Here is a 25,071-nt window from a genome sequence, read left to right on the forward strand (position 1 = left end):
TGCAGCGCTTAGACGGTTTTGCTGTGAAAAACTCAACGGTTCCTCCTTCATGCGGTGCGCGTCGGTCCGAACTACGCTCCTTTCATGCGACGCGAGGCATGGCGGCTTTACAGATGCCGCCCTACGCGGCATGGCTTGGATGCCGAGTAGGGCAGGAGCGGCAATTTGCATGTTCCATAGGCCAGTTCGAATGGGCCATTTCTTACGCGCATTAGCGATTCAAGTCTGCGCGCCGATGAGCGGAACGCTGACGAATTGCTGACCCGACTTGTATGTCCGGGACATAAGGGAATCGCTCGATCCTCGCACGACGGATTGAATGGATCCGCTGGTTCGATTCAGTTAAATCAAGGTTCACTTCCGGCTGAGACACCGGGTTGAAGCAAGGGGACACTACATAAGTCGTCCGCGTCCCCTTTACGACGTCAAAGGCGAGCAGTCACAGTCTTCACTGCGTAGTACGCTTTAAGCCCCTCGAGCCCCTTCTCTCTGCCGAACCCGCTGTTCTTCGTCCCGCCAAACGGTGTCTCGACCCCGCCGGCGAAGTACTGGTTAATGAAAATCTGCCCGGCGCTCAAGTGACGGCTGAACTTCAAGGCCTTCGACACATCGCGCGTATAGATTCCGCCGACCAGACCATACGGCGTATCTTCCGCAAGCGCGCACGCATGATCGAAATCATCGGCGATCTGCACGGTCAGCACGGGCCCGAAAATCTCTTCCTGCACGGCGACACTGCGCGCATCTTTGGCGAGTAACACGGTCGGTTCGTAGAACCAGCCGTTCAGACCCGACGGCTTGCCCAGCTTGCCGCCCGCGAGCGTCTGCGCACCGCTTTCCGCGACGATGCTCGCGACCTTGCGAACCTGTTGCTCGGAGATCACCGGCCCGATGTCCGGATCGTCGATGCCGCGCCCGAGCGTGAACGCGCCCACGCGCGCTGCGAGTTTGTCGAGAAACGCATCGGCGCAGGACTTTTCGATGACGAGACGCGAACCCGCCGAGCACACTTGTCCCGCGTTCATGAACGCGGCCTTGAGCGTGCCATTGAGCGCATCGTCCATGTTCGCGTCCGCGAGCACGACGACGGGCGACTTGCCGCCGAGTTCCATCGTCACCGATGCGACGTGGCTGGCGGCCGCGCGCATCACCGTTTTGCCGGTGGCGACCGAACCGGTGAAGGTCACGTGCGCCACATCGGGATGCTCGCACAGCAGCGCACCGGTCTTGTTTCCCGGGCCGCAAATGATGTTGACGACGCCCGGCGGCACGCCTGCTTCCGTCAGAATGTCCGCGAGCACGAGCGCGGTCAGCGGCGTCTGCTCCGCCGGCTTCACGACCGCCGTGCAGCCGGCCGCGAGCGCGGGCGCGAGTCCGCGCGCCGTCGTGACGAGCGGAAAATTCCACGGAATGATGTGCGCGGTCACGCCGATCGGCTCGTGCATCGTGAAAGAGACGAAATCCGGGCCGAGCGGGATGGTGTCGCCTTGCAGCTTGTCGGCGATGCCCGCGTAATACTCGAAGTAGCGCGCCGATGTCTCGATGTCGCCTTTCGCCTCGCGCAGCGGCTTGCCGCTGTCGAGCGATTCGATCGTCGCGAGCCGCGCCGCGTCCTTGCGGATCAACTGCGCAACGCGCATGAGCATGCGGCTGCGTTCGGCCGGTATCACCTTCGCCCACGGTCCCTTGAGCGCGCGTTTCGCCGATGCAACCGCGTCGTTCACGATGTTTTCATCGCTGACCGGCACGTTGCAGAGCACCGATCCGGAGGCGGCATCGTAGGTCGGAATGACATCGGCGCCGGACAGCGAAATGCGCTTGCCATCTACGAAAGGACTGAGGTTGATGCTGTCGAAGTCGAACAGTTGGGTCATGACGTCTCTCGGTTGTGAATCAAGGCTTCATCGGGTTCGTGAGCCGGCCCCGCGTCGGCATCGGCGGCGAGATGACGGAGCTGGATGGGCTTGAGCGGCGGCCGCGCGCGCGGCAACGTGGCGTAGCCGTCGGGCGGCAGGTCGAGCATTTTCGCGAGCGCGGGCAGGCAGTTGCGCCCCTGACAGCGTCCCATGCCGATACGGCTGGATTTCTTCAGCCGGTCCACATCGCCGCACGAGAAGTTGGCGTCCTTGCGCAGGTCGCCGAGCGTGAGTTCTTCGCAACGGCAGACGATCGTGCCAGCATCGGCCGCGCTCAGGGTTTCGCTGCGGGCATAGGCGATATTGAGCTTGCGGCGAAAAAGGTCGAGCTTGCGATACTGGCGCGCGAGTGCCGCTTCGCCTTCGATGCCGAGAATCGCGTTCGCCGCCATGCGCCCTTCGACGAGCGCGACTTCCACGCCGCCAATGCCCGCGCCATCGCCGACGGCGTACACGTTCGGCACGCTCGTTGCAAGCGCGGGCGAGCGCAACGGCACTACGCCGTTCAGCGAGCGGTCAAACGCGGTCTGGCAACCCATCATGCGGGCGATATCGGTCGAAGGAACGATGCCGTAGCCGAGCACGAGCGTATCGACTTCGGACCACGTCTGGGCGTCGATGCGCGGCCTGCCGTCACCGCCGACCGGCGCAATCGCGGCCCGCTCGACGGCGTCGCGCCCGGTGGCCTGCGCGATCATGCGTCCGGTTTTGAACCACGCGCCCGACCGCGCGATACGGCGCCGGTAATCGATGGCCGTGCGCAGCAGTTTCGGAGCGGCCCACACGCTGGTGGCGAGCGCGCCCGCGAGCCGCGCGCCTGGCTGCGCTTCGACGACGCCGATGACGTCCGCTCCCGCGGTCACGAGCGTCGCCGCCGCGACGAGCACAAGCGGCCCATTGCCGACGACCATCACGCGGCCTTCCGGCACGAGTCCGTGCGCCTTCACCATATTGAGCGCGCCGCCCGCGGAGATCACGCCGGGCAATGTCCATCCCGTGAACGGAAACGGCTGGTCTTGCGCCCCGCCGGCGATGACGACCGCCGTCGCGCGCACCCGTCCGCTTCCCGACGGCCCGGCATATGCGATGGTCATGTCACCCGGCGAACCCCAGACGGTGCTCGACGGCCGATAGGTCACATTCGGGAGCGCGAGCACGCGTGCGAGCCGGTCGAAGCGCGCCTTGTCCCGCAGCAGCGGCGCATTTGCGCCGACCGTATATCCGGGCGGAAGTTGACGAAAATACTGGCCGCCCGCCTGCGCGTTGTCGTCGATGACGACGACCGCCCGTCCGCCTTGCGCGAGCCGTTCGGCGCAGGCGAGACCCGCCGGGCCCGCCCCGATGATGACGACCGGATCGCTCATTCGATGTCTCCGTCCGCCGTGCTCACCCGCATGCCGGCTCGCACCGGGTAGCCGCACCCGCGCACGACGCCTTCGTCCTCGACGCGCACCGCGCATTCCCAGCACAGGCCCATGCCGCAGTAATAGCCGCGCGGCTCCTGTCGACGCCAGCCGACCCGTTGCGCGGCGATGCCGGCGCGCATCAGAGCCGACGCGATGCTTTCGCCCGCGAATGCATCGAGTGTGCGGCCATCGAACACGAATTCGACCGCCGGCCCCGCATCGATACCGTTAATCATGCGCATTTTCGGCATACGCGAATCGTCCTGGATTGAAGAGATCGACGGGATGCGAAGTCGTGCCGCTCGCGATCAGTTCGCCGAGCAACTGGCCGAAGATCGGACCGAGCGTGAAGCCGCCACGCGCGCACGCGCCGATGAAGACGTCCGGCATGTCGTCGAGCCGGCCGAGATACGGCAGCGAGTCCGGCGTCACGCCTTCGTACCCCGCCCAACTGCGCAGCACGTTCAGCTGCGCGAGGCCCGGTACGACGCGCACTGCGAGCCGAAGGTTGTGCACGAGCTGGTCGTAATCGACTTCCTTGCGCCGGTCGTCCAGCGTGCCGATCCCCTGCCAGCCGCCTCCGATGAGGCAACTGCGGTTGGCCGCCTGCTTGAGCGTGAGAATGCCGCGCGCGTGACTCGTCATCGTGCCGATGGTCGGCGGCGCGCTCTCGGTGACGGACACCATGTTGACGTCGAGCGCAATGGGCAACGCAGCGCCCAGCATGGCCGCGCATCGTGACGACCACGCGCCGGCCGTGATGCCCAGCGACGCCCCTCGAAACGCGCCGCGATCCGTATCGACGATCACGCCGTTCTGCCTGCGGATCGACGCGATGCGCGCGTGTTCCACGATCTGCACCCCTGCCCGCGCAATAGCCGCGCGCAGCGCGGGACCGGCGAGCGTGGGACTTGCGTAGCCGTCTTCGGAGGCAAACGTCGCGGCCACGACTTCGCTGGAAAGCCATGGCGCTTCATGGCGAAGATCGGCGCGATCGAGCAGGCGCACATCGAGTCCGCAGGCACGCTGTTCGTCGGCGGATCGCGCGAGGCGCGCGGCTTCGTCGTCGGTCATCGCGATCTTGTAGCCGCCGCTTTGCGACACGCCGACATCCGCGCCAAGCCGCTCCGACATTCGCGCCCAGAGGTTCCACGACCAGCGCGCATACGGCACGAGTTTGGTCAGCTTGTTTTGCACGCCCAGCGAGCCCGCGTTCACTGACGATGCCTCGCTCCAGAGCGCGCTGCGGTCGATCAGTACCACCTTGCGTCCTGATTCGGCCAGCGTCAGGGCGGCGAACTGCCCGAAGATGCCGCCGCCGATTAGGATGACATCCGCACGCGTCGTCATACCGTCAGCCTGGCCTTGCGACGGCGTGCCTCGGCCGCGGTCTGACGGATGTACATGTGCAACGCAATTTCCGATGTGTCCAGGTCGGAGATGACCGCGGCCTTGAGTTGCTCGCCGTCGCGGGCGCGCGCGCATTCCAGGATGTCGTCGTGATGGCCGTGATCCTGGCCACCGCCATTCAGGATCGGATACATGTAGCGCAGCGTCGGCCCGATGCGAAGCCACAGACCTTCCACGATCTTCAGATGCACCGGAAGCCCTGCACTGCGATAGATCCTGAAGTGAAACTCGGAGTTGTACTTCAGCACGCGCTTGAAGTCCTGCGCCCGCTTGGCTTCGAGAAACGCCGCCTGCGTTGCGCTCAGGAACTCCAGGTCCGCCGCCGTCAGACGGCTCGCCGCCGTTTCCGCGAGCGTGCCTTCCAGCCCGCGCCGGATCACGAAGATTTCCTCGATCTCCTCCACCGTGCGCGACGGCACGATGATGGCGTTGCGATCGGTCGCCTGCAGCACGCCCTCGGAGATGAGCCGCAGCACCGACTCGCGCGCGGGCGTCGCGCTTACGCGCAACTCTTCCGCGATGCGCCGGATGCTGATGCGCTCGTCCGGTGCGTAGGTACCGGAGAGCACCGCGCCGCATAGCTGGCGATACACCTGCTCCGAGAGTGATTCTCCGCGCGCAGGGACTTCGTACGCGGCCTTGTTTCGTTCATTGGATGCTTCGGGTTCGATCGCCATCTGAGGACTCGTCAAGTCGTGCTGTTAGCGAAATATGCTATAGCATCTTGTAACATAATCAAAGCTTCCATTAGTGAAACCCCGTAAAACAGTCTTCTTGACTTTGTTTTTGGTCGCAATATGCTATATCAAATTGTAACAACCATGACGGAGAAAACTGATGCAAGGCACGAAGTGGTCTGGCGTATTCACTGCTCTGGCAACGCCCTATTCCAGCAACGGCGATATCGAATGGGGGCAACTGCGCGAACTGATCGACCTGCTTCTCGTAGACGGCGTGAATGGTTTCGTCGTCGCGGGTAGCACGGGCGAGTACTACTCGCAGTCAGCCGACGAACGCAAGGAACTGTTCAGGAACGTCAAGAAGCATGTGGGAGAGCGCGCGACGCTGATCGCGGGCACGTCGTCGCTGAGCGCGACCGAGACGTTCGCCCTCACGCAGGAAGCGAAGCAGATCGGCTTCGACGGCTGCATGGTGCTGCCGCCGGTCTACTGCTTGCCGACCTTTGCCGAGACGCGCCGCTATTTCGAGCAGGTCGCCGCAATCGGCTTGCCTATCATGATCTATAACAACCCGGCGCGCGTCGGCGTGGGCCTGTCGCCTGCGCAGACGGCGGAGCTCGCGAGCATTCCCAATGTGGCCGCCTACAAGGAAAGCGCCCGTGACCTCTACGCGATCGCCGAGACCTACTACGCGACGCGCGACCGCCTGGCGCATTTCGCCGGCCTCGAACCGTACGCGAGCGCGCTGCTTTCGCGCGGTGCGAGCGGCATCGTGTCGACGATCTCGAACCTGTGCGCCCGCGAAGTCGTCAACTACTACAAGGCTTTCCGCGCCAACGACGCTGAAGCGGTTTCGCGCAACCAGCAGGTCATCGACCAGCTGTATCACTTGCTGGCGCATTCGGGCCTGTCGAGCTTCGCCTTCGTGAAAACGGCGATGTCGACGCTCGGCCGTCCCGGCGGCGTCACCCGCGCGCCGCACATCATGGGCAGCGACGAGCAAACGCCTCAGATCGGCGAGGCGGTCAGGCAGATTTACGCTCGCGCCGGCATTGCGCTGCAACGCTGAACATCGCGCGGTCTCAGACCGATATCGAACACGCACAGCGAGGAAATCATGAAGAACCGCTGGAAAGTCACATCGTTTGCCATGGCGTTTGCATGGTCCGGCCTGATGCCCGCGCTGGCACACGCCGATCCGGTCTGGGACCGCATCAGGAGTTCCGGGCATCTGGTCTGCGGCGCCATTCCGAGCGATCCGATCGGCTCCTGGGTCGATCCGAAAACGGGCCAGTGGGAAGGCTACGAAATCGAGCTTTGCCGGCAAATGGCGAGCGATCTGTCGAAGACCATGGGCAAAAAGATCGAGCCCGAGTTTCGCGAAACCGGCTGGAACACGGTCGTGCTCGATATTCAGTCGCAGAAGATCGACATCTGGCCGGGCATGAGCGCAACGCCCGAGCGTCAGAAGGCATTGTCGATGGTCGGTCCCATCTACACGCTGGCGATGTGCGGCATGGTCGGCCGGAATTTTCAGACCAAGGATACGTGGGCCGATCTGAACAAGAGCAACGTCCGGATCGCAACAGTAACGGGCACGAGCGTCGAGACGGCGTTCAAGAAGACCGCGCCCGAGGCCCAGCAGGTCACGTTGGCAGGCTATTCGGAAGTCACGATGGCCGTGCAGTCGGGCCGCGCCGATCTGATGGGCGCGGATGTCCTGCGCTGCCTGAACGTCGCCAAGAGCGCGCCCAATGCGTTCAGCGGCGTCGTGTATCCGAAGCCGATCCAGTCTCTGGACTCATCCGCCGGCGTGTTGAAGAGCGCCGATCACCTGACCGCGTGGCTGCAAAAATGGGCCGACGAGAAGCGCACGTCCGGGGACGTCAAGAAGCTGTTCCTGAGCGTGTTCCAGAAGGCCGGACTCGACGCGAGCAAGATTCCGCCCGACGTGCAGTTCTAGCGGGACGTGGTGGGGCGTCAGCCGTAAAGGCAGGTGGCCGGCGCTTGGCCGGCCGATGGAACACAACTTTCTAACTCGCTGGAAGAAGAGATAATGAATTATCAATTCGACTGGTCGGTAGTTTGGAGTCCGTCATTCTGGCTTCATGCCATCGGCATCACCATCGGATACGGCGTCGCGACGACCATCACCGGGCTGCTGCTCGGGCTCATGCTGGGCCTTTTGCTCATCAGCCGTTTCAAGCTCGCGCGCCGGGCGGTGGATTTGTTCATCGGCGTGTTCCGCTGCACGCCAGCGCTCATTCAGATCGTCTGGTTCTACTACGCCTTCCCGATGGCGCTCGGCGTAAACCTGCCGCCGTGGCTCGCGGCCGGCGCAGGGCTCACGCTCTACATGGCCGCGTTTTCCGCCGAAATCTTCCGTGGCGGTATCGAGTCGATCGAGCGCGGACAGTGGAACGCGTGCCGGTCGCTGTGCATGTCGCGCCGCGAAACCATGGTGCACGTCATCCTGCCACAGACGTTCCGGCGCATGGCGCCGGCCATCGTCAACCAGTCGATCATCCAGTTCAAGAATACCGCGCTGCTGTCGATCGTCTCGGTACACGACATCATGTTCGCGGCGAATTCACTCACATCGAGCACGTACCGGCCGCTCGAAGTGTTCACGTTCTCCGCGCTCTTGTATATCGCGATCATCTGGCCGATCGCCATGATGTCGCGGCAATTTGAGCGTCATTTCGATTTCAGGAAATAGGAGACCGCATGGCTTTCATCGAAGTGAATCAATTGTCGAAACACTATGGCGACATGGTGGCGCTCGACAACGTGAGCCTGTCGCTCGAAGAAGGAAAGACCGCGGCGATCATCGGTTCGAGCGGATGCGGCAAGTCGACCTTCCTGCGCTGCCTGAACCTGCTCGACGAACCGACTTCCGGCACGATGCGCATCGGCGATGACACGCTGCGTTATGCCGGCTCGAAGCTCGTCGAGGGCGCGCAACAGTCGCTGTCGTTCCGCAAGAAGATGGCGATGGTGTTTCAGAGCTTCGATCTGTTTCCACATCTGAGCGTCATCAAGAACGTGTCGATGGCGCCGATGCTCGTCAACGGCATGACGAAGGAAGCCGCGATGACGCTCGCGCTTCAGCTGCTCGATCGAATGGGCCTCAAGCACAAGGCCGATGCGTATCCCGGCAAGCTCTCCGGCGGCCAGGCGCAGCGCGTTGCAATCGCGCGAGCGCTGGCGATGAATCCCCACGTCCTCCTGTTCGACGAAGCCACCTCCGCGCTCGATCCGGAACTCGTAGGCGAAGTGCTCGATGTGATGAAGAGTCTCGCGGAGGAAGGACGCACCATGCTCGTGGTCACGCATGAACTGGCATTCGCGCATGACGTCGCCGATGTGATTTTCTTCTTCGACAAGGGCCGCATCGCCGAAAGCGGCAACCCTCAGGAGATGTTGCGGAATCCCAGGACCGAGCGTCTTGCCGCGTTCCTGCAGCGGTATCAGCGCTTCTTCGTGCATGACGGCCCTGCACAAGCGCCGCACGCGCCCGCGCCGGTCTGCGCCAGTCAATCGTAACCTTCAGGACGATATCTGCCATGACAAGCTATCAGGCTCTTCTGGAGCCGCTCCAACTGCGCAATCTGAAGCTTCGCAACCGCATCGTGAGCACGGCGCATGCGCCCGGCTACGGCGTGCAATCGGTTCCGATGGAACGCTACCGGCTCTATCACGAGGAGAAGGCCAAAGGCGGCGTGGGACTCACGATGATCGGCGGCTCGACCGCGGTTTCGCCTGATGCCACGACCGCGTTCGGGCAGCTCAGCATGGTCGACGACCGCGTGATTCCGTACGTGAAGGCGCTGACTGAAGGCGTCAAGAGTCACGGCGCGGCGGTGTTCTGCCAGATTTCGCATCCCGGCCGGCGCGGTCGGTGGGATACCGGTTCCTGGCTGCCTGCGGTCGGCCCTTCGCATGTGCGTGAACCGGAGCACCGGTCTTTCCCGAAGGAAATGGAGGACTGGGATATCGCGCGCATCCTCGAAGATTACGAGGCGGCCGCCCGGCGCTGCCGCGCGGCCGGGCTCGATGGCGTGGAACTGCTTTTTGCGGGCGGGCAGCTCGTCGGACAGTTTCTGTCGCCTGCGGTGAACGAGCGCACGGACGACTACGGCGGAAGTCTCGAGAACCGCCTGCGTTTTCCGCTTCAGGTCATCGAAGCCGTGCGGCGCGGCATGGGCGATAACCTCGTCGTCGGCGTGCGCATGACCTCCGACGAATTCTTCGCGGAAGGCCTCGATCGTGCGCAGTGCATCCAGATTGCGCAGGCGCTCTCGGGCAAGGGCGACATCGATTATCTCAGTGTCATGGCGAGCAACGTGTACGACTGGCGGCTGTCATCGCTTTCGATGCCGAGCATGAACGAGCCGAATGCGCCGTATCTGAAGCTGGCCGGTGATGTGAAAGCCGCCGTCTCGGTGCCGGTCCTTCATGCCGGGCGCATTCTCGATCTGGCCACGGCGGCGCGGGCGGTCGAGGAAGGTTTCATCGATCTGGTCGGGATGACGCGTGCGCAGATCGCCGATCCTCACATGGTCAGGAAGCTGATCGAGCGGCGCGAAGATCAGATTCGCCCGTGCGTGGGCGCGAACTACTGCATCAATCGCCTGTATGCGGGCGGCGAGGCGCTGTGTATCCAGAACGCGGCGACGGGTCGTGAAGAAACGATGCCGCATGTCATCCCGCGCGCCACCGAGCGCAAGCGCGTGGTGGTCGTGGGCGGCGGTCCCGCCGGTCTCGAAGCCGCGCGCGTCTGTGGCGAACGCGGGCACGCGGTCACGTTGATCGAATCGGAACCGAAGGTCGGCGGGCAGATCAACATCGCAGGCAAGGTCGAGTGGCGCAACGCGCTGGAGACGATTCCGCTGTGGCTCGAAGAACAGTGCCGCCGCCTCGAAGTCGATATGTGGCTGGGCTATACCGCCGACGTCGCGATGGTCGAGCGTTTCGAACCGGATGTCGTGATCGTGGCCACAGGCGGGTATCCGAATGCGGGTCCTGTTCAGGGCGACGAGCATGTGCTGACCACCTGGGATGTGCTGGGCGGCCGGGTCGACGTGGAAGCAAGCGTGCTCATGTTCGACGATCAAGGTGCGGATTCCGGCATCAGTTGTGCGGAATATCTCTCGGAGAAAGGCGCGAAGCTGGAAGTCGCCACGCCCGAGCGTCACCTGGGCGTCGAAGTCGGCTCGACGACCTTTCCGATCTACCTCGGTCGCCTCTACGAACGCGGGACAACAATCTCGACCGACCGCCGGCTGCTGCGCGTCGAACCGAAAGGCAACCGCCTGCTTGCGACCTTGCGCAACGAATACACGCTCGAGGAAGAAACGCGCGAGGTCGACCAGGTTGTCAGCGACCACGGCACGCTTCCGAATGCCGATCTGTACTTCGAGCTCAAGTCGCGCTCGACGAACAATGGCGCGGTCGATTATCACGCGCTGGTGGCCGGAAAGCCCCAAACGATCGAATCGAACCGTGACGGCAAATACAAAGTGTTCCGCGTGGGCGATGCGATAGCCGGCCGGAACATTCATGCCGCGATGTTCGACAGCTTGCGGCTTTGCAAGGACCTTTGATTCTATAACTGCTGAACTTCATTCACTCCATTTTCCGATGAAAATTCTGGTAGCGGTCAAACGTGTGGTCGATTCGAATGTGAAAGTCCGGGTCAAGTCGGACAACAGTGCAGTCGACATCGCCAATGTGAAGATGAGCATCAATCCGTTCGACGAGATTGCGGTCGAGGAAGCCGTGCGGCTCAAGGAGGCGGACATTGCGGCAGAAGTCGTCGCGGTGTCCTGCGGCGTCGCCCAGAGTCAGGAGGCGCTGCGCACCGCACTGGCTATTGGCGCGGACAGAGCCGTCCTCGTCGAGACATCCGACGAGCTCCAGCCGCTTTCCGTTGCGAAACTGTTGAAGGCCGTCATGGATAAGGAGCAGCCGCAATTGCTCTTCCTGGGCAAGCAGGCCATTGACGATGATTGCAATCAGACCGGCCAGATGCTGGCGGCACTCGCCGATTTGCCGCAAGCGACCTTCGCGTCGAAGGTCGCTGTCGCCGACGGCAAGGTCACGGTCACGCGTGAAGTCGATGGCGGTCTGGAAACCGTATCGCTGACGATGCCGGCCGTGGTGACGACCGACTTGCGCCTGAACGAGCCGCGCTATGTGACGCTTCCGAACATCATGAAGGCCAAGAAGAAGCGCCTCGATACCACGACGCCGGCTGATCTCGGTGTGGACATCAAGCCCAATCTCAAGACGCTGAAGGTGATGGAGCCGCCAAAACGCAGCGCCGGCATCAAAGTGCCGGACGTCGCCGCCCTCGTCGACAAACTGAAGACCGAAGCCAAGGTGATCTGATATGACCGCACTCGTCCTTGCCGAACACGACAATGCGTCCATCAAGGGCGCGACCCTGCACACCGTCACGGCCGCAGCGAAGTGCGACGGTGAAGTGCATCTGCTCGTAGTGGGACATCACGCGGAAGAAGCCGCAAAAGCTGCGAGCCAGATCGCCGGCGTGGCGAAGGTGCTGCTTGCGGACGGCGCGCAGTTTGCGCACGGTCTCCCCGAGAACGTCGCCGCGCAAGTCCTTGCGATCGCCGACGGCTACAGTCACATTCTTTTCGCGGCCACCGCGAGCGGCAAGAACATCGCGCCGCGAGTCGCCGCGAGGCTGGATGTCGGCCAGATCAGCGACATCACGAAAGTCGATGCCGCCGATATCTTCGAGCGGCCGATCTACGCGGGCAACGCGATCGCTGTCGTCCAGAGTCTGGACCCGAAGCAGGTGATTACCGTGCGCATGACGGCCTTTGATACGGCACCCGCGGCAGGCGGATCGGCGAAGATCGAATCGATCGCGGTTACCGAGGTCAGCGGCAAGAGCACGTTCGAAAGCAACGAGATCGCCAGGCGCGATCGCCCGGAACTCGGCGATGCGAAGATCATCGTGTCCGGCGGGCGCGCGCTCGGATCACCCGAGAAGTTTCAGGGCGTTCTCACGCCGCTTGCCGACAAGCTCGCCGCAGCCATCGGCGCGAGCCGGGCGGCAGTGGACGCGGGCTACGCGGCCAACGACCTGCAAGTCGGCCAGACCGGCAAGATCGTCGCGCCGCAGTTGTATGTCGCGGTGGGCATCTCCGGTGCGATACAGCATCTGGCCGGCATGAAAGACTCGAAGGTGATCGTCGCGATCAACAACGATCCGGAAGCGCCGATTTTCAGCGTCGCGGACTATAGCCTGGAGGCGGATCTATTCACTGCGGTTCCGGAGTTGATCTCGTCGCTTTGAGCATTCTGCATCGGCCGGTTGCACCTCAAGGTCCACGGTGACCTTGAGGTGCTGTTGAATGCCGTCATTTTAATTTAGTCATCCTAGTCGCATGCTTCGCGGCATTCTTGAGGAATGCTGCGAGGACACTTCACACCCATCCAAAGAGATTGAGATGAACAAGAAGCTTCTCGCAGTCGCCTCTGCGCTTGCTTTACCTTGCGCCGCCCATGCGCAAAGTTCCGTCACGCTATACGGCCTGATCGATGTAGGCATCGCCTATACGAACAATGCCGCGGGGCAGAAACAGTGGTTGATGAGCAGCGGCAACATTCAGGGTAGTCGCTGGGGCCTGCGCGGGACAGAAGATCTCGGCGGTGGACTCAGCGCCCTCTTCGTGCTCGAAAACGGTTTCAACCTTGCGAACGGACGCCTCGGCCAGGGCGGCGACGAGTTCGGACGGCAGGCTTACGTGGGTCTGTCCTCGACGCGCTTCGGCACGCTGACCTTCGGCCGCCAATACGACTCGCTCGCGGATTTCACCGGACTGTTCGAAGTCGCGGATCAATGGTCGCCCTTTTACGGCGCGCATCCGGGCGACCTCGACAATATGAACAACACCAATCGCGTCAACAATACGATCAAGTTCAAAAGCCTGAGCTATAGCGGATTTTCCTTTGGCGGCATGTACAGCCTCGGCGGCATCGCAGGTCAGTTCAACCGCAACCAGATCTGGTCGCTCGGGGCGGGATATGCGCGCGGTCCGCTATCGGTAGGCATTGCCTACGTGAATGTCAAGGACCCGAACTTCTCGTACTTCGGCAATAACGCCACGTCAAGCGCGACCACCTCCAACATGACGGCGAGCCGCGTCTATTCGGGCTATGCATCGGCGAAGACGCAGCAGATCTTTTCCGCGGGCGCGGCCTACGCGTTCGGCGCCGCGACCGTCGGCGCGACCTACAGCAACACGCAGTTCAAGGACATCGGCACGCTCGCCGGTCTGCCGGCGACCGGCAGCGGCGGTGACGCGAAGTTCCATAACGTCGAAGTCAACTTCAAGTATCAGATCACGCCCGCGCTTCTCGCCGGCGCCGCCTACGACTACACCAGAGGCTATGGCGTGAATGGCGCCAAATACCATCAGGGCGTGATCGGGCTCGACTACTTCCTGTCGAAGCGCACGGACGTGTATGCCGATGCGGTCTATCAGCATGCGTCGGGCATCGATTCGACCGGAGGCGCGGCAGTCGCGAACATCAACTTTCTGACGCCCTCATCGACGTCGCATCAGGTCATGGCGATCGTCGGTATGCGTCACAGGTTCTAGGAGATCGATTCGTATTGACGTGCACCTCTCCTGGCGACCCGAACTCGCTTTCTCCCGGACAGTCGTTCCATTCATGACAGAGGTATTCATGAAATCACGAGCCGCCGTTGCATTCGCGCCCGGCAAACCGCTCGAAATCGTCGAGATCGATGTCGAACCGCCTCGCAAGGGCGAAGTGCTGGTCAGGATCACGCACACAGGCGTTTGCCACACCGATGCGTTCACACCTTCCGGCGATGACCCGGAAGGGCTCTTTCCCGCAGTGCTAGGGCACGAGGGAGCGGGCATCGTCACAGTGCACGACTCGATATCGAGATCCTTCGAAAAGCGACGGCGTACTTCGTGAAGGGGTCGCGGTGAAGTACGCATGGATCGACGAGCACCGCGACCAGTACAGTGTTACCCGGCTGTGTCACATCTTGACGGTTTCGCGCAGCGGATATTGCCAGTGGCGTAACCGGGGGCCAAGTCAGCGAGCGCAGGCCAACGCCGCGCTTGATTGGGAGGTGGCAGCGATTCACCGCGCCAGTCGTGGGAGCTACGGCCGCCCTCGGATCGTGCAGCAATTGCGGACCCAGGGCCAGCCGGCGAGCGCCGAACGTGTGCGCCGTAGTCTGCAACGCCTAGGGCTGCGGCCGGTCTACAAACGTCCGTATCGGGTAACGACAGATTCTACCCACCGCCTACCGGTGGCGCCCAATCTGCTTGATCGTCGTTTCGACGGCTGGCAGCCCGATCAGGCTTGGGTCAGCGACATCACCTTTATCAGGACCGGCGAAGGCTGGTTATACCTGGCTGCCATTCTGGACCTGGCAAGCCGACGCATCATAGGCTGGTCAATGTCAGAGCGCATCAACGCGGAACTTGTCTGCCAGGCACTGAGCAGCGCGTGCTGGCACCGTAAGCCCGCGCCGGGATTATTGTTACATTCCGATCGCGGAAGTCAATATGCAAGCCGAGCGTACCGGAAACTGGCCGCCGACTTCAAGATGACCGTTTCGATGAGTCGTCGCGCTAATGCATGGGACAACGCGCCAATGGAAAGCTTCTTCAAAACCCTGAAAGTCGAGCGAATCTATCAGGTGCGCTACGAAACGCGCGCTGAGGCTCGTCTGGATATCGAGGGCTACTACAATCGACAACGCCTGCACACCTCTATCGATTTCTCCACTCCCGTCGATTGCGAGGCCAGGATGATCGCTGCATGATTTGCTGTACGTGGAAACGAGGCAGGATCAGTCCCGACATGAGCGTCATCACGGACTGCGGCAGCGCCTGCTCTGTCACGGTGTCGAGCCCTTCCCTCGGCTCGTCGAGGACCAGGTTCGGCTCGTCCAACGGGCGCATCAAGCAGCAAACCGGGCGCGACGCATGCGCGCCTGCTTTTACGCTTGCCAGCGATTCTTTTTCGTCGACCAGATCGTAAGCCAGTAGCATGCCGGCATCGGATTGGGCGCATTTGCGGATGAGTATAAGGAGCACAAGAGAGCGCCGAGTGCGAATGTGGGGCGCGGCGTCGCGCTCTTTCGATCATCGTGCGTCTGTGATATGATTGGTAATGACGGGCCTCCTCGCATGGCGGCGCTGTCAACTTGGTCAGGTCGGGGACGAAGCAGCCACAGCCGCTTTCCACCAGTGCCGAGGGTTGGGCTCGTTACCTTCCGCTCTTCTCTTCGTTGTTTGTTTTCCCGCTTTATTCTTCACTTTACCCATATCTTTTCTATTCGCGCCGCGCCGTTTTTGCGCTCGTCCGCTGTGCTTTCGTGCGCACTTTAACAGCGTGAATCCTCGTAGGATCGCGTGTCCCGCAGGCGGTCGCAACATCCGCGAGCGCGCGGTTTGCCTCAGGTCGTTGTTGATAAAATTTCGCGCATGACCTATCAAGTTCTCGCACGCAAGTGGCGTCCGAAATCGTTCGAGTCGCTCGTCGGCCAAGAGCACGTCGTACGTGCGCTCACGCATGCGCTCGACGGCAGCCGCCTGCATCACGCCTATCTGTTCACTGGCACGCGCGGCGTCGGCAAGACGACGCTTTCGCGCATCTTCGCGAAGGCGCTCAATTGCGAGACGGGCATCACGTCGAGGCCGTGCGGCATGTGCCGCGCGTGCCGGGAGATCGACGAAGGGCGTTTCGTCGATTATGTCGAGATGGATGGGGCGAGCAATCGCGGTGTCGATGAAATGGCGGCGCTGCTGGAGCACGCCTTGTACGCGCCGGTTCATGCGCGCTTCAAGGTCTATATGATCGACGAAGTGCACATGCTGACGATTCACGCGTTCAACGCAATGCTGAAAACGCTCGAAGAGCCGCCGCCGCACGTCAATTTCATCCTCGCGACGACCGAGCCGCAGAAGATTCCCGTAACAGTGCTGTCGCGCTGTCTGCAATTCAATCTGAAGCAGATGCCGGCGCGTCGTATCGTCTCGCATCTCGAACATATTCTGAAGGAAGAGCAGATCGCGTTCGAGCCGCAGGCGCTGCGCCTGTTGTCGCGCGCGGCAGACGGCAGCATGCGCGATGCGTTGTCGCTGACCGACCAGGCAATCGCCTATTCGACCAACGAAGTCAGCGAGGAAGCCGTGCGCGGCATGCTGGGCTCGCTCGATCAAAGCTATGTGATCCGTCTGCTCGGTGCGCTCGCCGCCAGCGACGGCGCGCTCGTGCTCGCCATCGCCGATGAAATGGCGCTACGCAGTCTGTCGTTTTCGACCGCGCTGCGGGATCTGGCGAGCTTCCTGCATCGGATCGGTTGGGCGCAATTTGCGCCGGCGTCGGCGCTGGAAGAATTGCCGGAATCGGCTGATATTCGCCGTTTTGCGGATGCGCTCTCGCCCGAGCAGGTGCAGTTGTTCTATCAGACCGCGATCGTCGGGCGCGGCGAGCTTGGACTCGCGCCGGACGAATACGCGGGCTTCACGGTGGCGCTTCTGCGTATGCTTGCGTTGGGGCCGGCGGCCGGGCCGGGCGGCGCTTCGGCGTAGAGTGCGTCGCTGGGTGGTAAGCCTGCGCGCAGTGCCGCGCTTGCCGGTGCGATGGCGTAGCGGGCGGTGGCGGCTGTGCCGTCGGGGGTGGCGCGTCAGCCGGTTTCGCGCGATGAAGCGGCGTGAGCGGGCGTCGTCAAGCCGACGCGGAACGGAAGCGCCCATTCGTCGGCGGCCAGCACGACTCCCGACGCGTCGCAGCCAGCCGGCATCGGAGCCCGCGCCGTCGCGCCTGAACCGTCGGGCAATTTAGCCGCGACGGTGACGGCGCGTGAAGCATCGCCGCCTATCATCGGCGACGACGCTCCACCAGTTATCTCCGAAACATCGGGTAACGCCATCGCTGCGCGCGAAACCTTGCCGGTCAACGGAGTTTCGGAGCATACGGCACGCGCTGCGGCTGGCGCGTCGAGCAGCGCGGACGAGACGCCCAACGTATTGCGTGAAGGGCCGCTGCCCGAAACGACTGCGGACGATGTTCGCCCCGCCGCGACCGCGCCGATTCGGGCTGCGGCGTCGCAGGCAGCGGATGCGCTCGCTGCCGGACCAGCGGCAGCGTCGGCGGCGCAACGCGCTTCACGCCCATCCGGCGCCAGCGCCGCGCTCGACGTGCTGCGGAGCGCGAACATGAAGCTGTCGTCGGATCGTGGAGCGCGCGGAGCGCCGGCGGCTGCAGCGCCGAAGCCGATTGCATCGCCAGTTGCAAAGCCCGTCGCAAAACCTGCCGCAAAAGCCGAGACGCCGCCGCGGCGTCCGTCCGCACCTTCGACGCCTGCTTTGCCGAAGATGGACCCAACGCATTGTCCGACGCCGCATCCACGCCGCCGAAACCCACCGTGCGGGTCGTGCCGCCGTGGGAAGACATGCCGGCGAACGACTATCCGCCGCCCTCGTCGGAAGACGAATATTTCGCGTCGATGGACGACGGCTTCGTGCCCGCGTTCGATGCGCCGCCCGACGACATGCCCGGCATTCGACACCGCTCAGCGATCGACGCCGAAAGCCACGAATCCCTCGCCGCGCAGCGACGCCGCGCCTCTGCCGCCCGCCGTGCCGCTCGACCAGGCCGAGCGGTACATCGCGCAAGACCCGTTCGTGCAGTCGCTGACCCGAAAGTTCTACGCGAGGAGCTCGCGCCGCGTCACGCCGATTGCCCCGTCGTCAATGTCGAGATGCCACCCGCAAGCAGCTATGACGACCTGCTCGCAAGGAGGTCGCATGTCCACGCCCCGCTTAAGATGCCGGCCGTCTTGCCTTGATGCTCAACGAACCGCGCCTGCCAACCATCGCCCGTCTGTGGCCGAGTTTGCGGAGCGCTCCGACAAGGAAGGCTGGCAGGCTACGCGGCTGATCGGCGCATTGTTCGAACACGAACTGGCCAGGCGAGCCAAACGGCGCATCGAACGACACCGCGCCAAGTCACATCTAGTTCCGACCAAGACGCGTACGACCTTCGACAGACTTGTGTACGTCATGTTGTGCAGAAATCGGATGCCGGTGGTTTCAGTTGATCCTTCTGTGCGACGTTCGGCGTCAAGAGCGTAGCCCGCAGCGCCGAACGTCGTGCGGCCGCTATGCAGCAGCGCGCAAGAACTCCTTTTTCTGCTCGGCCAGCAAGGCCATATTCAGATAGCCGCTTCGCGTCTCGCTGCGCTCATTGGGCACAGCGCCCAGCAGCTCTGTCATTTCCGCTTTAAGCACCTCCTGCAGCGCATCCTTCATGAGCGCCTTCATCAGGTCCCGATCGCCAGCAACCAGCGCGGCCGGTTCGTACTACGCTTGATCGTGGCCATGGCGTAAGCCCTCCCGAGGGCAGGTTGACGAACTGGACATTCAGCAACTTACACCACGGCCACCCCTGCCTCTGCGCTCCTGCCGCCTCAGCGTTTTTGCACATCATTCAGCACACTACCCGCCAATCACCGCCCGACATTCGCCGCGATAAGTGAACCCGATCGATCCAGTCAGAAATCTGACTTGGACGTCACGCGTGTGTCGGCGCACAATTTCGAACATCGCACCTGAACAAATCCGTGATTCTTCGCATTTGACTTCATGCGGCGCCGCTGTAACCGACATGGGCGGCCATACACTTATGGTTGACCCATGCACAGGCCTTCGGATGCGCTAGATATCCCCTCGGGCGCGGGCGGCTCGCGCAGCCACTGAACCGCTGTACTGATTCCGGTCCAATGAAAATCCAGTTGAGATATTTCGCCAGTGTGCGCGAGGCACTTGGCTACTCCGACGAAACGGTCGCTTTGCCCGATGGCATCGCAACTGTCGGCGACGTGCGTGGCTGGCTCCGCGCGCGGGGCGGCGTGTGGGCGGAGATACTTGCCGAAGGCCGCGCGTTGCGGATGGCCTGCAATCATGTAATAGCAGGTGTCAGCACGCGTATTACCGACGGCTGTGAGGTCGCGTTCTTCTCGCCGGTCACCGGCGGCTGATCAGGGCAAGGCAGGGGACCGCGATGCCCGTACGTGTACAGACTGCCGATTTCGACCTGACGTCGGAGGTCTTACAGTTGCGAGCGGCGAATCCGTCGATAGGCGCGCTCGCGAGCTTCGTCGGCACCGTGCGCGCCCTGAACGACGGCCGCATTGTCACCGAAATGGAACTCGAGCACTATCCGGGGATGACCGAGAAAGCGCTGGAGGCAATCGTCGCCGAAGCACAGCGCCGTTGGCCGAGCATCGACGCGCTGGTCGTACATCGGGTCGGCAAGCTGATGCCGCTCGACCAGATCGTATTGGTCGCGACGACCGCGGCGCATCGCAGCGACGCGTTTGCGTCGTGCGAATTCGTCATCGACTACTTGAAAACGCAGGCGCCGTTGTGGAAGAAGGAGCAGACCGAAAACGGCGCGCACTGGGTCGATGCGCATGTATCGGATGCCGCGGCACTCGCCTGTTGGGAAGTCAACGCCCGGAACGAGGGCGATTGACGGCTCACCGACTGCCGCGGTGAGTCGTCTGCCAAGCGTCAGCGTGTGACCGATGCCATTCGCTGCAAGCCTTCCACCGCGACGACGGACGAGGTGCATCATCGCCTCCGGGATAGCAACGTGCTCCGTTACGTTCAGGCAACGCTTGCGGCTCGGGCGCAATCGCATACCCCCCGCCGGTGTTTGCTTATTTAAGGCTCTACGATGCGACGCCTGTACTTCATGAAAAGCTTGGCTGTCGCCTGCAATCGTGTTTCCACGGTGTCGAGGAACAGCCGGCCGAGATGCCGCGGGCCGATGACTTCGAACGGCTGATGAACCTGCTGCACCTCACCTTGTTAGCTCTTCGTGGCAGGTACGAGGCTTGTGGAGCGGCCCCACGTATCTGAGGACACGAGGACTCTCTTAAAATAAGAGGTAGTCTTGTGCCTAACAATAAGCCTAACCATTACGTGGAACCCATCGAAATTCTGAGCGAGCCGGAGCGTCGTCGTCGGCACCCCGCAGGAAAGAGTCGCTATCGTGCAGGAAACACTGGAGCCGGGAGCCTCCGTATCGGCGGTGGCACGCCGGCACGGCGTCAATGCCAATCAGGTGTTCGACTGGCGCAAGCAATACCAGGAAGGTAGTCTGGCTGCGGTGAAGGCAGGTGAATCTGTTGCCCCGCATCTGAGCTGGCCGCCGCCATCAAGGAAATCAAGGAACTGCAACGACTACTCGGAAAAAGACGATGGAAGTCGAAGTCCCGAAAGAAGCCGTGGAATGGGGCCGCTCAAAAAACCTGATTGCGCGCTCCCCCTTGCTGCCGGGGGACGACCATTGAAAACGGCCTGCGAACTTCCCGGCGGGGCGCGCTCTGGTGTAGCAGCGAAACAGGCTCGCTCGCCCGACTGCCAAGATGGTCGTAGCGCCAAACCAACCGACGACACGGAATTGGTGAGGAAATCCAGGCTCACGTAGCGCACCTTCCCACTTACGGCTACCGACGCATCTGGGCACTGCTGCGCCGTAGTCGAGAACAGACCAGCGCGCCGTGCGTCGATCAAAAGCGCGTGTATCGGGTTATGCGTCAGCACCAGTGCTGCGTCGTCCCGGCGTGCGGCGAGACAGTCGGCGGCACAACGGTCGCATTGCAGTTGACCGTAGCAACACGCGCTAGTGTTCCGATGGCTTTGAGTTCCGGTGTGACGATGGCACGCCACTGTGCGTCACGTTCGCGCTGGACTGCTGTGACCGGGAAGCGATTAGCTGGGCGGCGACGACCGGCGGCCATAGCGGTGATGTGGTGCGGGACGTGATGTTGGCCGCCGTCGAACAGCGCTTCGGCGCGACGCAGGCTACACAGCCCATCGAATGGCTGTCGGACAACGGCTCGGCATACATCGACTACCGCACACGCAGCTTCGCTCGTGAACTGGGACTTGAGCCGCTGACCACGCCGGTCCGTTCGCCGCAGAGCAATGGCATGGCCGAATGGTTCGTGAAGACCATGAAGCATATTTACGTCGCCTATATGGACAAGCCCGACGCATCGACGGCGCTCTATCGTCTGGCTATCGCGTTTGAGCAATGATATGAACGCATCCCACCCGGGCCAGGTCTGTAGCGGCCGGCCTATAGTGATACGGCCAAGGACTCTTGGTGCAAATAGGAGATCGCTATGTTGCTCACTCCAGTTGGGATCGATATCGCCAAATCGGTGTTTCAGGTTCATCACGTAGACGAGAGCACAGAGTCAGCAAGACGATCAAGCGCGCGGGCTTCCTCCAATACTTCGCAAATCGCAGCCCTTGCCTTATTGGAATGGAAGCGTGTGGCGGCGCACAACACTGGGCGCGCGAACTGACAAAGCTGGGGCATCAGGTCAGACTGCTTTCGTCAAGATTTGTGAAGGCATTCAACATTGGCAACAAGAGCGACGCAGCGGATGCACGAGCAATCTGGCTGGCTGTTCAGCAACCAGGCAAGGCTGTTGCAGTAAAAACCGAGGCTCAGCAGGCGGTGCTTGCCATGCACAGAATGCGAGAACAACTCGTAAAGATGCGGACGATGCAAATAAATGCCTTGCGCGGCCTCATGACCGAATACGGGGAGGTTATGGGTCGCAGCCGTGCGGTTTTGGAAAAAGAGATGCCAGGTACCTTGCACAGGCTCGCGGAGCGTCTGCCAGCGACGCTGGTTGATACGTTGCGCGACAGATGGAGCGAGTTAGCAAGGATGGACGAGCAAATCGCCAAAATCGAGCGGCGGCTCCGCACCTGGCTTAAGCAGGATAGAGATTGCTCTGCGATAGCGGAAATTCCCGGCGTGGGCCTGCTCACGGCGACGGCAGCGGTCGCTACGATGGCCGACCCCAAGGCATTCAGGTCGGGGCGAGAATTCGCAGCATTTATAGGTCTCGTTCCACGGCAACATGGTTCGGCCGGGAAGGTAAGCTTGTTTGGGATCAGCAAGAGGGGCGACAACTATCTTCGTACGCTTTTAACTCACGGCGCGCGCTGCGTATTAGCAAATGCCAAGGAGCCAGGTCCATGGGTCGAGCAGTTGAAAAAACGGCGGCCAGCAAACGTGGTAGTGATTGCACTAGCGAACAAACTCGCGCGCATCATCTGGGCAGTCCTTGCACACCGGTGCCCCTATGAAAAAGGTTACTCGAGTACCCGGCCAGCCTGAGATAACTTGCCGTCTAACAAACTTGGAAAGGATAAAGTCCGATCACAAGGTCCACACGTAACACACAAATCATCACAAGGTTGCGCAGGCGTTTCGCTTGGAATGACAGAACAGGTAGGACCGGGACTCGCTGAACCTGTGTTGTAGTGAGAGCTCCGAGCTCGTTTGAGCAATGAGGTGCGAGTCAGCGGATTTCATAGTGGCCAGCAGCGGCTGTTCGAGCTGCAAACAGGCCGGATATACAGCTGCAGCCCGTCTTGATCTGGAATGCTGATCGAAGCCTCTCGCAAAGGGAGGCGTTCATATACACTACAATGAGCGCCACCCGCACAAAGCCCCGAAATACCGCTCGCCTCGCGAGTTCAGGCGTACTGCGGTGTCATCGACCTAACAGTGTCCGCGTGTCCTGAGTTACAGGGGCAACTCCAGCTTGCCCAGAAGTGGCACATCTCCAAGAGACGATCAGCCTAGCGGCCGGTCAGTTTCTCGCAACTGAAGGGCACTGCCGCCCCTGTAACGATGTGCACTATGGTGCTCGCCTCGAGCGGCATCGTGCATGGCTGACCGGAATCCGCAGTGATACGGCAGATGGCAGCCGCGTCGCACTAAATCCACGGCGTGGACCGCTTAAACATTCATCGCGTCGAAGATCGTGAGACATCCGAACTCAAGTCGACGTTGACATCAACCTAACCGTCGCTCGCTCACCCCATTAAACGCAGATCTCAATAGGGTTCGTTAATTCGGACGTCTTGTCCACCCTATTCATGGCATGCGCGAAAACTGACAGCGAGGGCTGCCAGCCCCCGTGAGCTGCGCATCCCTCACTTCAACCTGGAACTTTATCCATGACCAAACGACTTCTTATTATTGGTGCCGGCTTTGCTGGAATGTGTAGCGCGCTTTCCGCCGCGCGTGCCGTCGATCAGACGGGGCACCCGAATGAACTGGAAATAGTGGTCCTTGCCCCTGAGGCCCGTTTGAACATCCGTCCGCGCTTTTTCGAGGCTGATTTGTCGGATGTCTCGGCCTCGTTGGTCGAACTCTTTGATGTGGCAGGTGTACGTTTCGTGAAGGGACTCGCTGAGCAGATCAACCACTACAAAAACCTGGTGATTTACAGGAACGGCTCGATTCGAGAGTCAATTCATTACAATCGGTTGATTCTCGCAACGGGTACCCACTTGCCTGAGCCGGTCATCCGCGGGTTCGGACAATACAATTTCAACAACGACAGACTGCCTGACGCCGAAAGGTTGCAACGCCATCTGGTGGCTCTCTCAGAGTTGCCCAATACGCCGTCCCGCAATACGGTAGTAGTCGTTGGTGGCGGTTTCGCCGGCATCGAAACAGCTGCGGAATTCCCATCTCGCTTACGCGAAGTTCTCGGCAAGGACACACCCGTTCAGGTCATCGTCGTCGAACCTGCCAACGCTATCGGCTTCGGCTCTGGATCTCGCACGGTCATCGAACAAGCATTGGCCACACTCGGTATCTACGTACGCTCTGGAGTCAGCGTGATCGCGATCGATTCGGATGGTGTTGTGCTGAGTGACAATTCACGCATCGATAGTCAGACAGTCGTCTGGACGGCCGATCGGCAGGCAAGCGAACTGACCCGGCAAATTCCGGCTGAACACGACCCTCTCGGCCGCCTGAACGTCAGCCCCGAGCTTCGCGTAATTGGACAGGAATGCATCTTCGCGGCTGGCGACACAGCTTATCTAGCGACCGATAATCAACCGCGCCACACCTTGGTGTCATGCCAGCATGATCAGGCGCATCACGTCTTGATTTCATACCAGTATGCAATGACTATGGGACGGTACGCCGGGCACAATGCCGCAGCAGAACTGCTACATATCCCTACCATCCCGTGTGATCGGGTAAATTACATGACTTGCCTCGGCATCGGCCCCTGGGAGAGCCATACCGATCCGAGGCCGGGATCAACCGGTCAAGCCTGTGGGCTCCGAAGGGAAAAAGCTGAAGCAGCAAGTCAATATAGTTTGGCTCTACCCGCCTTGCGCTAACCATGTCGATGCGTCTGCAACAGCCGGCCGCATCTGCGGCTTCGGTCTGAGCACCTACCACAGCGGGTGGCACGCTCCCGATCTGCGCGACCAATTGGCGCACGGCCGCCATGCTGGTGACGGTCGCCGTGGCCAAGCTCCCGATCTCTGCGTCGCTCTCCTCGTGCGAGGGCAACTCGTTGCGTCACCCGGCAACTCCTCCGATTGAGGCTCCTCTTTCAGCGCACAATGATGGAATATCGGTCCGACAAGCCTCGTATCTCAATTCGCGACGAATGAAGCCCACTCAACGCAACCCCCTGCTCCGCAGATTCAGCTATCTGCTCTCGATCGACGAACACCGCAATTTCACGCGCGCGGCAGAAGCGCTCAACGTGTCGCAATCGGC

Annotated in this window: 19 protein-coding genes, 1 other RNA gene and 6 pseudogenes; 20 read left to right on the forward strand and 6 right to left on the reverse strand. The window is 61.7% G+C overall.

What is annotated here, in order from left to right; translation table 11 throughout:
* Positions 1-425: 425 nt before the first annotated feature.
* The 5 genes from NCS28_RS32715 to NCS28_RS32735 are packed head-to-tail and all read right to left on the reverse strand — an operon-like array spanning position 426 to position 5,409.
* Complete coding sequence (locus NCS28_RS32715) at positions 426-1,874, reverse strand: aldehyde dehydrogenase family protein (RefSeq protein WP_250517918.1); 1,449 nt, start codon at positions 1,872-1,874, stop codon at positions 426-428.
* Positions 1,871-3,280, reverse strand: coding sequence for an NAD(P)/FAD-dependent oxidoreductase (locus NCS28_RS32720; RefSeq protein WP_250517919.1), 1,410 nt, complete (start codon positions 3,278-3,280; stop codon positions 1,871-1,873). The genes NCS28_RS32715 and NCS28_RS32720 overlap by 4 nt, the downstream gene beginning before the upstream one ends.
* Entirely contained in the window at positions 3,277-3,558 is a 282-nt protein-coding gene (locus tag NCS28_RS32725; RefSeq protein WP_250517920.1) for a (2Fe-2S)-binding protein, read from the reverse strand. Before NCS28_RS32725 ends, NCS28_RS32720 begins: the two co-directional genes overlap by 4 nt.
* Entirely contained in the window at positions 3,551-4,672 is a 1,122-nt protein-coding gene (locus NCS28_RS32730; RefSeq protein ID WP_250517921.1) for an NAD(P)/FAD-dependent oxidoreductase, read from the reverse strand. The genes NCS28_RS32725 and NCS28_RS32730 overlap by 8 nt, the downstream gene beginning before the upstream one ends.
* Positions 4,669-5,409, reverse strand: a complete 741-nt coding sequence (locus NCS28_RS32735; protein WP_250517922.1) for a GntR family transcriptional regulator — start codon at positions 5,407-5,409, stop codon at positions 4,669-4,671. The genes NCS28_RS32730 and NCS28_RS32735 overlap by 4 nt, the downstream gene beginning before the upstream one ends.
* A 160-nt stretch (positions 5,410-5,569) precedes the next feature.
* Between NCS28_RS32735 and NCS28_RS32740 the strand changes: the two genes are divergently transcribed.
* The 14 genes and pseudogenes from NCS28_RS32740 to NCS28_RS33585 form a co-directional block, all read left to right on the forward strand.
* On the forward strand, positions 5,570-6,481 hold the full coding sequence (locus NCS28_RS32740; RefSeq protein WP_250517923.1) for a dihydrodipicolinate synthase family protein: 912 nt from the start codon (positions 5,570-5,572) through the stop codon (positions 6,479-6,481).
* Positions 6,482-6,529: 48 nt separating this feature from the next.
* On the forward strand, positions 6,530-7,375 hold the full coding sequence (locus NCS28_RS32745) for a transporter substrate-binding domain-containing protein (protein ID WP_250517924.1): 846 nt from the start codon (positions 6,530-6,532) through the stop codon (positions 7,373-7,375).
* Between the two features lie 93 nt (positions 7,376-7,468).
* A complete protein-coding gene (locus NCS28_RS32750; protein ID WP_250517925.1) occupies positions 7,469-8,131 on the forward strand; it encodes an amino acid ABC transporter permease in 663 nt (220 codons plus the stop codon).
* 8 nt (positions 8,132-8,139) lie between these two features.
* Complete coding sequence (locus NCS28_RS32755) at positions 8,140-8,958, forward strand: amino acid ABC transporter ATP-binding protein (protein WP_284506412.1); 819 nt, start codon at positions 8,140-8,142, stop codon at positions 8,956-8,958.
* A 20-nt stretch (positions 8,959-8,978) separates the two neighbouring features.
* A complete protein-coding gene (locus NCS28_RS32760) occupies positions 8,979-11,018 on the forward strand; it encodes an NADH:flavin oxidoreductase (RefSeq protein WP_250517926.1) in 2,040 nt (679 codons plus the stop codon).
* Positions 11,019-11,055: 37 nt separating this feature from the next.
* A complete protein-coding gene (locus tag NCS28_RS32765) occupies positions 11,056-11,805 on the forward strand; it encodes an electron transfer flavoprotein subunit beta/FixA family protein (RefSeq protein WP_250517939.1) in 750 nt (249 codons plus the stop codon).
* A 1-nt stretch (position 11,806) separates the two neighbouring features.
* Complete coding sequence (locus NCS28_RS32770) at positions 11,807-12,739, forward strand: electron transfer flavoprotein subunit alpha/FixB family protein (protein WP_250517927.1); 933 nt, start codon at positions 11,807-11,809, stop codon at positions 12,737-12,739.
* A 154-nt stretch (positions 12,740-12,893) separates the two neighbouring features.
* Positions 12,894-14,048, forward strand: coding sequence for a porin (locus tag NCS28_RS32775; RefSeq protein ID WP_250517928.1), 1,155 nt, complete (start codon positions 12,894-12,896; stop codon positions 14,046-14,048).
* An 88-nt stretch (positions 14,049-14,136) separates the two neighbouring features.
* Positions 14,137-14,340: pseudogene (locus NCS28_RS32780) on the forward strand (alcohol dehydrogenase catalytic domain-containing protein); the annotation flags it as partial.
* A gap of 2 nt (positions 14,341-14,342) precedes the next feature.
* A pseudogene (locus tag NCS28_RS32785) lies at positions 14,343-15,256 on the forward strand (IS3 family transposase); the annotation flags it as partial.
* A gap of 352 nt (positions 15,257-15,608) precedes the next feature.
* Positions 15,609-15,707, forward strand: an RNA gene (ffs, locus tag NCS28_RS32790) — signal recognition particle sRNA small type.
* 213 nt (positions 15,708-15,920) lie between these two features.
* Positions 15,921-17,717: pseudogene (gene dnaX, locus NCS28_RS32795) on the forward strand (DNA polymerase III subunit gamma/tau); the annotation flags it as partial.
* A gap of 113 nt (positions 17,718-17,830) precedes the next feature.
* Entirely contained in the window at positions 17,831-18,289 is a 459-nt protein-coding gene (locus tag NCS28_RS33580) for a hypothetical protein (protein WP_250517940.1), read from the forward strand.
* Positions 18,289-18,488: pseudogene (locus NCS28_RS33585) on the forward strand (IS21-like element helper ATPase IstB); the annotation flags it as partial. The gene NCS28_RS33580 and the pseudogene NCS28_RS33585, both read left to right, overlap by 1 nt.
* A gap of 114 nt (positions 18,489-18,602) precedes the next feature.
* Here the strand turns inward: NCS28_RS33585 and NCS28_RS32810 are convergent.
* Complete coding sequence (locus tag NCS28_RS32810; RefSeq protein ID WP_284506419.1) at positions 18,603-18,788, reverse strand: transposase; 186 nt, start codon at positions 18,786-18,788, stop codon at positions 18,603-18,605.
* Between the two features lie 434 nt (positions 18,789-19,222).
* On the opposite strand from NCS28_RS32810, the gene moaD reads away from it, so the two are divergent.
* The 6 genes and pseudogenes from moaD to NCS28_RS32840 form a co-directional block, all read left to right on the forward strand.
* Positions 19,223-19,480, forward strand: a complete 258-nt coding sequence (moaD, locus tag NCS28_RS32815; RefSeq protein WP_250517930.1) for a molybdopterin converting factor subunit 1 — start codon at positions 19,223-19,225, stop codon at positions 19,478-19,480.
* A 23-nt stretch (positions 19,481-19,503) separates the two neighbouring features.
* A complete protein-coding gene (locus tag NCS28_RS32820) occupies positions 19,504-19,977 on the forward strand; it encodes a molybdenum cofactor biosynthesis protein MoaE (RefSeq protein WP_250517931.1) in 474 nt (157 codons plus the stop codon).
* Between the two features lie 461 nt (positions 19,978-20,438).
* Positions 20,439-21,544, forward strand: a pseudogene (locus NCS28_RS32825) (IS3 family transposase); the annotation flags it as partial.
* A 93-nt stretch (positions 21,545-21,637) separates the two neighbouring features.
* Positions 21,638-22,650 (forward strand): annotated as a pseudogene (locus tag NCS28_RS32830) (IS110 family RNA-guided transposase).
* An 848-nt stretch (positions 22,651-23,498) separates the two neighbouring features.
* The gene (locus NCS28_RS32835) at positions 23,499-24,683 is read left to right on the forward strand and encodes an NAD(P)/FAD-dependent oxidoreductase (protein ID WP_250517932.1); all 1,185 of its coding nucleotides are present in this window, start codon (positions 23,499-23,501) and stop codon (positions 24,681-24,683) included.
* Between the two features lie 110 nt (positions 24,684-24,793).
* The coding region (locus tag NCS28_RS32840; protein WP_250517933.1) for a LysR family transcriptional regulator at positions 24,794-25,071 on the forward strand (278 nt) is incomplete at its 3' end.

Origin of the sequence: Caballeronia sp. INDeC2 (genome assembly GCF_023631325.1) — a bacterium.
GTDB lineage: Bacteria > Pseudomonadota > Gammaproteobacteria > Burkholderiales > Burkholderiaceae > Caballeronia.